The sequence below is a fragment of the Streptomyces sp. 184 genome, from assembly GCF_045781775.1.
GTDB lineage: Bacteria > Actinomycetota > Actinomycetes > Streptomycetales > Streptomycetaceae > Streptomyces.
On record NZ_CP123230.1, the window covers coordinates 895,743 to 904,686 of the forward strand.

Below are 8,944 nucleotides of genomic sequence, written 5' to 3' on the forward strand. Positions count from 1 at the left end.
AGGGAACGGAGGTAAAGCCATGTCGCGTATTGGCAAGCTGCCCATCCAGGTTCCCGCCGGCGTGGACGTCACCATCGATGGCCGTACGGTCAACGTGAAGGGCCCCAAGGGCTCCCTCGCGCACACCGTCGTCGCGCCCATCGACGTCGCGCGCGGCGACGACGGCACCATCGTCGTCAGCCGTCCGAACGACGAGCGCAAGAGCAGGGCGCTGCACGGCCTGTCCCGCACGCTGGTGGCGAACATGGTCACCGGTGTGACCCAGGGCTACGTCAAGAAGCTGGAGATCAGCGGGGTCGGCTACCGCGTCCAGGCCAAGGGCTCCAACCTGGAGTTCTCGCTGGGCTACAGCCACCCGATCCTCATCGAGGCCCCCGAGGGCATCACCTTCAAGGTCGAGAACCCGACGCACTTCAGCGTCGAGGGCATCGACAAGCAGAAGGTCGGCGAGGTCGCCGCGAAGATCCGCAAGCTGCGCAAGCCCGACCCGTACAAGGCCAAGGGCGTCAAGTACGAGGGCGAGTACATCCAGCGCAAGGTCGGAAAGGCGGGTAAGTAAGCCATGGCATACGGTGTGAAGATCGCCAAGGGCAGTGCCCGCAAGGCGGTCGCCGTCAAGCGCCGGCACATCCGCGTGCGGAAGAAGATCTCCGGTACGCCGGACCGCCCGCGCCTGGTCGTCACGCGCTCGAACCGCCACATGGTCGCCCAGGTCGTCGACGACATCGCCGGCCACACGGTGGCCTCGGCCTCCTCGATGGACACGTCCATCCGCGGTGCCGAGGGCGACAAGACCGCGCAGGCCAGGCAGGTCGGCGCGCTTGTCGCCGAGCGTGCGAAGGCCGCCGGAGTCGAGGCCGTGGTGTTCGACCGCGGTGGCAACCAGTACGCCGGGCGCATCGCCGCTCTGGCCGACGCCGCCCGCGATGCCGGGCTGAAGTTCTGAGAGAGGAAGACCAATGGCTGGACCCCAGCGCCGCGGTGGCGGCGCCGGCGGCGGCGAGCGGCGGGACCGGAAGGGCCGGGACGGCGGCAATGCTGCCGACAAGACCGCGTATGTTGAGCGCGTTGTCGCGATCAACCGAGTCGCCAAGGTTGTGAAGGGTGGTCGTCGCTTCAGCTTTACCGCGCTGGTCGTGGTGGGCGACGGCGACGGCACCGTAGGTGTCGGGTACGGGAAGGCCAAGGAGGTGCCGGCCGCCATCGCCAAGGGTGTGGAGGAGGCCAAGAAGCACTTCTTCAAGGTCCCCCGGATCCAGGGCACCATCCCGCACCCGATCCAGGGTGAGGAAGCCGCGGGTGTCGTGCTGCTGAAGCCGGCGTCGCCCGGTACCGGTGTGATCGCCGGTGGCCCGGTGCGTGCCGTGCTGGAGTGCGCGGGCATCCACGACGTGCTGAGCAAGTCGCTCGGCTCGTCCAACCCGATCAACATCGTGCACGCCACGGTGGCCGCACTGAAGGGCCTTCAGCGCCCCGAGGAGATCGCCGCCCGCCGTGGCCTGCCGCTGGAGGACGTGGCGCCCGCCGCAATGCTGCGCGCCCGCGCTGGGGTGAACGGCTGATGGCACAGCTCAAGATCACCCAGAGCAAGTCCTACATCGGGAGCAAGCAGAACCACCGGGACACGCTGCGTACGCTCGGCCTGCGCCGGATCAACGACAGCGTCGTCCGCGATGACAGTCCCCAGGTGCGCGGCATGGTGCACACCGTCCGCCACCTGGTGACGGTCGAGGAGGTCGACTGACATGGCCGTCCAGGACGCGGCGGAGCAGAAGCCGCTGAAGATCCACAACCTGCGGCCGGCCCCGGGCGCCAAGAAGCCGAAGACCCGCGTGGGTCGAGGCGAGGGCTCCAAGGGCAAGACCGCGGGCCGCGGCACCAAGGGCACCAAGGCCCGCTACCAGGTGCCGGAGCGCTTCGAGGGCGGGCAGATGCCGCTGCACATGCGGCTGCCGAAGCTCAAGGGCTTCAAGAACCCCGCCCGCAAGGTGTACCAGGTGGTGAACCTGGACAAACTGGCCGAGCTGTACCCCGAGGGCGGCGAGGTCACGGTGACCGATCTGGTCGCCAAGGGCGCGGTGCGCAAGAACGAGCTCGTGAAGGTGCTGGGCAACGGGGACGTCTCCGTGGCGCTTCAGGTGACCGTCGACAAGGTCTCCGGTTCCGCCCGCGAGAAGATCACGTCCGCCGGCGGCTCGGTCACCGAGCGCGTCTGAGTGTGACGAGCAACCGGGGATGTCCCGCATGGGCATCCCCGGTTGGTCGTTCCACGGCAGCCGCACCCCCCGGTAAGGTGGCGTGCACTGTCCCTACCCATGCGGGCGTACGCCTGCGTGGGACGTCTACCGACCATCCGCTGAACAAATGACCCGTCAGCCCTCGTGATGAAGCATGGGGGCCGCAGGAGGCACCGTGCTCACCGCGTTCGCCCGGGCGTTCAAGACACCCGACCTGCGCAAGAAGCTGCTGTTCGTGCTCGGCATCATTGTGATCTACCGGCTCGGTGCGCAGGTTCCTGTCCCCGGAACCGATTACCAGGCCGTGCAGCAATGCATGGACGAGGCCAACGCCAACCAGGGCCTGTTCGGCCTGGTCAACATGTTCAGCGGTGGGGCCCTCCTTCAGATCACCATCTTCGCCCTGGGGATCATGCCGTACATCACGGCCAGCATCATCCTTCAGTTGCTGACGGTGGTGATCCCGCGGCTGGAGGCCCTGAAGAAGGAGGGCCAGTCCGGCACGGCGAAGATCACACAGTACACGCGCTATCTGACCGTCGCCCTCGCGGTGCTCCAGGGCACCGGTCTGGTCGCCACGGCGCGCAGCGGCTCGCTCTTCCCGCAGTGTCAGGTCAACGACCAGATCATTCCCGACGACTCGATCTTCATCATCATCACGATGGTGATCTGCATGACCGCGGGCACCGCCGCCGTCATGTGGCTCGGTGAGCTGATCACCGACCGCGGCATCGGCAACGGCATGTCGATGCTGATGTTCATCTCGATCGCCGCCGGTTTCCCCGGCGCCCTGTGGAACATCAAGCAGTCCGGCAAGATCATCGACGGCTGGGGCGAGTTCGTCGTCGTCATCGCGCTCGGCCTGGCGATGGTCGGCCTGGTGGTCTTCGTCGAGCAGGCGCAGCGTCGCGTCCCCGTGCAGTACGCGAAGCGCATGATCGGGCGCCGCTCCTACGGCGGCACCTCGACGTACATCCCGCTGAAGGTCAACCAGGCGGGCGTCATCCCGGTCATCTTCGCGTCCTCGCTGCTCTACATCCCCGCACTGATCGTCCAGTTCACCGGCTCCACGTCGGGCTGGGCGCAGTGGATCGAGGAGAACTTCGTCACCGGCGATCACCCGGTGTACATCCTCACCTACTTCCTCATGATCGTCTTCTTCGCCTTCTTCTACGTGGCCATCACGTTCAACCCCGAAGAAGTCGCCGACAACATGAAGAAGTACGGTGGTTTCATCCCGGGCATCCGGGCCGGCCGTCCCACCGCGGAGTACCTGAGTTACGTACTCAACCGGATCACCTGGCCGGGCTCGCTCTATCTGGGTCTGATCGCGCTGGTACCGACAGTGGCGTTGGTGCTGTTCAACGCGAACCAGAACTTCCCCTTCGGCGGCACGAGCATCCTCATCATCGTGGGTGTCGGGCTTGAGACGGTGAAGCAGATCGAGAGCAAGTTGCAGCAGCATCACTACGAAGGGTTCCTCCGCTGATGCGAATCGTCCTCGTCGGGCCCCCCGGCGCGGGCAAGGGCACGCAGGCCGCCCTGCTCGCCAAGAACCTGTCGATCCCGCACGTCTCCACCGGCGACCTCTTCCGTGCCAACATCAGCAAAGGCACGGACCTGGGCCGTCAGGCGAAGGCGTTCATGGAGGCGGGCGACCTGGTGCCGGACGAGGTGACCGTGGGGATGGCCTGGGACAGGATGGAGCAGCCCGACGCACAGGGCGGCTTCCTGCTGGACGGCTTCCCGCGGAACGTGGCGCAGGCGGTCGCGCTCGACGGGCTGCTGAAGGAGGCCGGGCTGGAGCTGGACGCCGTGCTCGACCTGGAGGTGCCGGAGGACGAGGTCGTCAAGCGCATCGCCGGGCGGCGGATCTGCCGCAACGACAGCAGCCACGTCTTCCACGTCACGTACTCCCCGCCGGAGCGCGAGGGCGTGTGCGACGTCTGCGGCGGCGAGCTGTACCAGCGCGACGACGACAACGAGGACACCGTCCGTCGCCGGCTGGAGGTCTACCACCAGGAGACCGAGCCGATCATCGACTACTTCAAGGCCCAGGGCCTGGTGACCACGATCTCGGCGCTCGGCTCCGTGGCCGAGGTCACCCGGCGGGCCATGCAGGCCCTGCCCGGAGAGGTCTCCGCAGACCGGTCCTGAGCCGCCGTCGCGGCTCTCAGGCGCCCAGCCGGTCCCCGCCCGCGCGGGGGCCGGCTGTCGCCGTTGTACGGCCCGTACGCCCCCGCCGGGCGTACGGGGCCCGCACCGCCCTCGTACGCCCGTGTACGACCCTTGTACGCCCGCCGTGCCGCCCCCCGGCACCGGCCCCCGGCCGGCGGGCCGCGGCGGGCACGTATCGTGGACGGGGGAGCGTCCCTCGCCGGCCCAGGAGGCAGCAGCCGTCATGGTGGAGATCAAGACCCCGGAACAGATCGCCAAGATGCGGGCCGCCGGCCTCGTCGTCGCGGCCATGCACCAGGCGTGCGCCGCCGCCGCCGTGCCCGGGGCCACCACGAAGGACCTCGACGAGATCGCCGCCAAGGTCCTCGCCGACCACGGCGCCAAGCCGAACTTCCTGGGGTACGGGGGCTTCCCCGGCAACATCTGCACCTCGGTCAACGACGTCGTCGTCCACGGCATCCCCGACCGCGCCACCGTGCTGCGCGAGGGCGACCTGATCTCCATCGACGCCGGCGCCATCGTCGACGGCTGGCACGCCGACGCCGCCATCACTGCCTTCGTGGGCTCCGGGCACGCCGCGGAGCTGCACGAGCTGAGCCGGGTGACCGAGGAGTCCATGTGGGCCGGCATCGCGGCCGTCCGCAAGGGCAACCGGCTGGTGGACATCTCCGCGGCCATCGAGGGCTACATCCGCCGCCAGCCGCGGCCCGCCTCCGGCAAGTACGGCATCGTCGAGGAGTACGGGGGCCACGGCATCGGCTCGCAGATGCACATGGACCCGCACCTGCTGAACTACGTCGACAAGCGCCGCGGCCGCGGCCCCAAGCTCGTCCCGGGCTTCTGCATCGCCATCGAGCCGATGGTCAGCCTCGGCACCCCGCTCACCCACGTGCTGGCCGACGAGTGGACGGTCAAGACGGACGACGGCACCTGGTCGAGCCACTGGGAGCACTCCGTGGCCCTCACCGAGGCCGGTCCGCTGGTGCTGACCGCCCCCGACGGCGGCCGGGAGAAGCTCGCGGCCTACGGGGTCACGGCGGCCCCGGACCCGCTCGCCTGACGCCCCGGCCCGCGCGGGGGCTCCCGGCGGGCCGCGCGCTTAACGATCTTGCGGAGCGGGCACACTCCCGATTTCCCCTTTCTGGTGCGGGTCGCGTAGACTGACTCGTCGGTCCCGTGCACCCGTGTGCCCCGGACCATCCAGGTAGCCGAATCCGGAAGGTGAAGCGCTCAAGCATGGCCAAAAAACAAGGGGCCATCGAGATCGAGGGCACCGTCGTCGAGTCTCTGCCGAACGCGATGTTCAAGGTGGAGCTCCAGAACGGGCACCAGGTCCTCGCGCACATCAGCGGCAAGATGCGGATGCACTACATCCGTATCCTTCCCGACGACAGGGTCGTGGTGGAGCTGTCTCCCTACGACCTGACGCGCGGACGGATCGTCTACCGCTACAAGTAGATCTTGCTTCGTCCCGCTCCCGTGGGGCGGGGCACCGACCCGGAGAACCTCCAGACACATGAAGGTCAAGCCGAGCGTCAAGAAGATCTGCGACAAGTGCAAGGTGATCCGCCGTCACGGCCGGGTCATGGTCATCTGCGAAAACCTGCGCCACAAGCAGCGCCAGGGCTGACGTACGCCGACCCTTTGCTCGCACCGCTCGCAGCATCCTCGCGCGACGCAACAAGCGACAAGTAAAGAAGCAGCCACCCGACCCCCACGAACGTGTGTGGGACGACACCCCCGGCTCGGAGGCCGGGGACCCGGCTCGTAGCGAAATACGGGAACGGTGCTGCGGAAGACCTCCGACAAGACACAGGAGCCTTGAATGGCACGCGTTGCAGGTGTCGACATTCCGCGCGAGAAGCGCGTGGAGGTCGCCCTCACCTACGTGTTCGGCATCGGCCGGACGCTCTCCCAGCAGGCGCTGGCCGCGACCGGGGTGAACCCCGACACCCGCGTCCGCGATCTGACCGAGGAAGAGCTCGTCAAGATCCGCGAGTTCGTGGACAACAACCTCAGGACCGAGGGTGACCTCCGCCGCGAGATCCAGGCGGACATCCGGCGCAAGGTCGAGATCGGCTGCTACCAGGGCCTGCGGCACCGCCGCGGCCTGCCCGTCCACGGGCAGCGCACCTCCACCAACGCCCGCACCCGCAAGGGTCCGCGTCGCGCCATCGCCGGCAAGAAGAAGCCGGGCAAGAAGTAGTCCGCAGCGGTCCGCTCCGTGCGCGCGCATCGCTGAGGACCGACCACCTCCACGGGAGATAACACCGAATGCCTCCGAAGAGCCGAGCGGCCGGGGCCAAGAAGGTCCGCCGCAAGGAGAAGAAGAACGTGGCCCACGGCCACGCCCACATCAAGAGCACGTTCAACAACACGATCATCTCGATCACCGACCCGTCCGGGAACGTGATCTCGTGGGCCTCCGCCGGCCATGTCGGCTTCAAGGGCTCGCGCAAGTCGACGCCCTTCGCCGCCCAGATGGCCGCCGAGTCCGCCGCCCGCCGTGCCCAGGAGCACGGCATGCGCAAGGTCGACGTCTTCGTGAAGGGTCCCGGCTCCGGCCGTGAGACCGCGATCCGCTCCCTCCAGGCCACCGGTCTTGAGGTCGGGTCCATCCAGGACGTCACCCCCACCCCGCACAACGGCTGCCGCCCGCCGAAGCGCCGCCGGGTCTGAGAAAAGCGAAGTAGGAGACGACAAGACATGGCGCGTTACACCGGGGCCGACTGCAAGCGTTGCCGTCGGGAGAAGCAGAAGCTCTTCCTCAAGGGAGCCAAGTGCGAGAGCGCTAAGTGCCCGATCGAGATCCGTCCTTACCCCCCGGGTGAGCACGGGCGCGGGCGCACCAAGGACAGCGAGTACCTGCTCCAGAAGCGCGAGAAGCAGAAGTGCGCGCGCATCTACGGGGTGCTGGAAAAGCAGTTCCGCGGTTACTACAACGAGGCCAACCGGCAGACCGGCAAGACCGGTGAGAACCTGCTGCGCATCCTCGAAACGCGGCTGGACAACGTGGTCTACCGGGCCGGCTTCGCCAAGTCCCGCGACCACGCCCGGCAGCTCGTCCGGCACGGCCACATCACGGTCAACGGGCGCAAGACCGACATTCCGTCGGCCCGCGTCGTGCCGAACGACATCATCGAGGTCCGCGAGTCCTCCAGGAACCTGACCCCGTTCGCGGTGGCGCAGGCGGAGGCCGGCGACAGGACCGTCCCGGCCTGGCTGGAGGCGATCCCGTCCAACCTGCGGATCCTCGTGCACAGCCTGCCCGAGCGCCAGGTGATCGACACCCAGGTGCAGGAGCAGCTCATCGTCGAGCTCTACTCGAAGTAGGTCTTCGGGCAGTGCTCGCCGGTACGGGCGGTATGGCGCCTTTGCGCCGTGCCGCCCGTACCCTGGTCAGTACAGCGGACGTCAAATAGCGGGCGTCCACGACTGAAGGAACACACACATGCTGATCGCTCAGCGCCCCTCTCTCACCGAAGAGGTCGTCGAGGAGTTCCGCTCCCGGTTCGTCATCGAGCCGCTGGAGCCCGGCTTCGGCTACACCCTCGGCAACTCCCTCCGCCGTACGCTCCTCTCCTCGATCCCCGGTGCGGCAGTCACCAACATCCGGATCGACGGCGTTCTGCACGAGTTCACCACCGTGCCGGGCGTCAAGGAGGACGTCACCGACCTCATCCTCAACATCAAGCAGCTCGTCATCTCCTCCGAGCACGACGAGCCCGTCGTGATGTACCTGCGCAAGCAGGGCCCGGGCGTGGTGACCGCCGCCGACATCGCCCCGCCGGCCGGCGTCGAGGTGCACAACCCGGACCTGGTCCTGGCCACGCTCAACGGCAAGGGCAAGCTGGAGATGGAGCTGACCGTCGAGCGCGGTCGCGGCTACGTCTCCGCCGTGCAGAACAAGCAGGTCGGCCAGGAGATCGGCCGGATCCCGGTCGACTCCATCTACTCGCCGGTACTCAAGGTCAGCTACAAGGTCGAGGCCACCCGTGTCGAGCAGCGCACGGACTTCGACAAGCTGATCGTCGACATCGAGACCAAGCCGTGCATGCGCCCGCGCGACGCGGTGGCCTCCGCCGGCAAGACCCTGGTCGAGCTGTTCGGCCTCGCCCGCGAGCTGAACATCGACGCCGAAGGCATCGACATGGGCCCGTCCCCCACGGACGCCGCCCTGGCCGCGGACCTGGCCCTGCCGATCGAGGAGCTGGAGCTCACGGTCCGCTCGTACAACTGCCTCAAGCGCGAGGGCATCCACTCGGTGGGCGAGCTCGTGGCCCGCTCCGAGGCGGACCTCCTCGACATCCGCAACTTCGGCGCCAAGTCGATCGACGAGGTCAAGGCGAAGCTGGCCGGCATGGGCCTGGCCCTGAAGGACAGCCCGCCCGGATTCGACCCGACCTCGGCCGCCGACACCTTCGGCGCCGACGACGACGCCGACGCCGGCTTCGTCGAGACCGAGCAGTACTGATGTCTCGGGGGGCCCTCGCCCCCCGAACCCCGATCACCGGTACCTGACACGGCCG

General features: G+C 68.0%; 14 protein-coding genes. All 14 read left to right on the plus strand.

The annotated features are described in order from the left end of the window. Window positions 1-19 precede the first annotated feature (19 nt). Window positions 20-559, plus strand: a complete 540-nt coding sequence (rplF, locus tag QBL21_RS03970; protein WP_407560569.1) for a 50S ribosomal protein L6 — start codon at window positions 20-22, stop codon at window positions 557-559. Window positions 560-562: 3 nt separating this feature from the next. After that, window positions 563-946 carry a 50S ribosomal protein L18 gene (gene rplR, locus QBL21_RS03975; protein WP_407560570.1) on the plus strand — a complete coding sequence of 128 codons (384 nt, stop codon included), beginning with the start codon at window positions 563-565 and terminating at the stop codon, window positions 944-946. 13 nt (window positions 947-959) lie between these two features. Then, on the plus strand, window positions 960-1,562 hold the full coding sequence (gene rpsE / locus QBL21_RS03980) for a 30S ribosomal protein S5 (RefSeq protein WP_407560571.1): 603 nt from the start codon (window positions 960-962) through the stop codon (window positions 1,560-1,562). Further along, the gene (gene rpmD, locus QBL21_RS03985; protein WP_407560572.1) at window positions 1,562-1,744 is read left to right on the plus strand and encodes a 50S ribosomal protein L30; all 183 of its coding nucleotides are present in this window, start codon (window positions 1,562-1,564) and stop codon (window positions 1,742-1,744) included. The genes rpsE and rpmD overlap by 1 nt, the downstream gene beginning before the upstream one ends. A gap of 1 nt (window position 1,745) precedes the next feature. Continuing rightward, window positions 1,746-2,216, plus strand: coding sequence for a 50S ribosomal protein L15 (gene rplO, locus QBL21_RS03990; protein ID WP_407560573.1), 471 nt, complete (start codon window positions 1,746-1,748; stop codon window positions 2,214-2,216). A 196-nt stretch (window positions 2,217-2,412) separates the two neighbouring features. Beyond that, a complete protein-coding gene (gene secY, locus QBL21_RS03995; protein WP_407560574.1) occupies window positions 2,413-3,726 on the plus strand; it encodes a preprotein translocase subunit SecY in 1,314 nt (437 codons plus the stop codon). Next, window positions 3,726-4,394, plus strand: coding sequence for an adenylate kinase (locus tag QBL21_RS04000; RefSeq protein ID WP_407560575.1), 669 nt, complete (start codon window positions 3,726-3,728; stop codon window positions 4,392-4,394). The genes secY and QBL21_RS04000 overlap by 1 nt, the downstream gene beginning before the upstream one ends. A 244-nt stretch (window positions 4,395-4,638) precedes the next feature. Further along, window positions 4,639-5,475: a type I methionyl aminopeptidase gene (map, locus tag QBL21_RS04005; RefSeq protein ID WP_407560576.1), complete on the plus strand. Its 837-nt coding sequence runs from the start codon at window positions 4,639-4,641 to the stop codon at window positions 5,473-5,475. A gap of 176 nt (window positions 5,476-5,651) precedes the next feature. After that, window positions 5,652-5,873: a translation initiation factor IF-1 gene (infA, locus tag QBL21_RS04010; RefSeq protein WP_003948620.1), complete on the plus strand. Its 222-nt coding sequence runs from the start codon at window positions 5,652-5,654 to the stop codon at window positions 5,871-5,873. A 58-nt stretch (window positions 5,874-5,931) separates the two neighbouring features. Next, window positions 5,932-6,045, plus strand: coding sequence for a 50S ribosomal protein L36 (rpmJ, locus tag QBL21_RS04015; protein ID WP_009740505.1), 114 nt, complete (start codon window positions 5,932-5,934; stop codon window positions 6,043-6,045). Window positions 6,046-6,240: 195 nt separating this feature from the next. After that, on the plus strand, window positions 6,241-6,621 hold the full coding sequence (gene rpsM / locus QBL21_RS04020; RefSeq protein ID WP_407560577.1) for a 30S ribosomal protein S13: 381 nt from the start codon (window positions 6,241-6,243) through the stop codon (window positions 6,619-6,621). 68 nt (window positions 6,622-6,689) lie between these two features. Next, window positions 6,690-7,094, plus strand: a complete 405-nt coding sequence (gene rpsK, locus QBL21_RS04025) for a 30S ribosomal protein S11 (RefSeq protein WP_018834824.1) — start codon at window positions 6,690-6,692, stop codon at window positions 7,092-7,094. 27 nt (window positions 7,095-7,121) lie between these two features. Continuing rightward, the gene (rpsD, locus tag QBL21_RS04030) at window positions 7,122-7,748 is read left to right on the plus strand and encodes a 30S ribosomal protein S4 (RefSeq protein WP_407560578.1); all 627 of its coding nucleotides are present in this window, start codon (window positions 7,122-7,124) and stop codon (window positions 7,746-7,748) included. A gap of 118 nt (window positions 7,749-7,866) precedes the next feature. Then, window positions 7,867-8,889 carry a DNA-directed RNA polymerase subunit alpha gene (locus QBL21_RS04035; protein WP_407560579.1) on the plus strand — a complete coding sequence of 341 codons (1,023 nt, stop codon included), beginning with the start codon at window positions 7,867-7,869 and terminating at the stop codon, window positions 8,887-8,889. Window positions 8,890-8,944 lie beyond the last annotated feature (55 nt).

Bases quoted from the DNA above. Each gene is read 5' to 3' on its own strand.
- rplF (WP_407560569.1), top strand. From the start codon at position 20: ATGTCGCGTATTGGCAAGCTGCCCATCCAGGTTCCCGCCGGCGTGGAC.
- rplR (WP_407560570.1), top strand. From the start codon at position 563: ATGGCATACGGTGTGAAGATCGCCAAGGGCAGTGCCCGCAAGGCGGTC.
- rpsE (WP_407560571.1), top strand. From the start codon at position 960: ATGGCTGGACCCCAGCGCCGCGGTGGCGGCGCCGGCGGCGGCGAGCGG.
- rpmD (WP_407560572.1), top strand. From the start codon at position 1,562: ATGGCACAGCTCAAGATCACCCAGAGCAAGTCCTACATCGGGAGCAAG.
- rplO (WP_407560573.1), top strand. From the start codon at position 1,746: ATGGCCGTCCAGGACGCGGCGGAGCAGAAGCCGCTGAAGATCCACAAC.
- QBL21_RS04000 (WP_407560575.1), top strand. From the start codon at position 3,726: ATGCGAATCGTCCTCGTCGGGCCCCCCGGCGCGGGCAAGGGCACGCAG.
- map (WP_407560576.1), top strand. From the start codon at position 4,639: ATGGTGGAGATCAAGACCCCGGAACAGATCGCCAAGATGCGGGCCGCC.
- infA (WP_003948620.1), top strand. From the start codon at position 5,652: ATGGCCAAAAAACAAGGGGCCATCGAGATCGAGGGCACCGTCGTCGAG.
- rpmJ (WP_009740505.1), top strand. From the start codon at position 5,932: ATGAAGGTCAAGCCGAGCGTCAAGAAGATCTGCGACAAGTGCAAGGTG.
- rpsM (WP_407560577.1), top strand. From the start codon at position 6,241: ATGGCACGCGTTGCAGGTGTCGACATTCCGCGCGAGAAGCGCGTGGAG.
- rpsK (WP_018834824.1), top strand. From the start codon at position 6,690: ATGCCTCCGAAGAGCCGAGCGGCCGGGGCCAAGAAGGTCCGCCGCAAG.
- rpsD (WP_407560578.1), top strand. From the start codon at position 7,122: ATGGCGCGTTACACCGGGGCCGACTGCAAGCGTTGCCGTCGGGAGAAG.
- QBL21_RS04035 (WP_407560579.1), top strand. From the start codon at position 7,867: ATGCTGATCGCTCAGCGCCCCTCTCTCACCGAAGAGGTCGTCGAGGAG.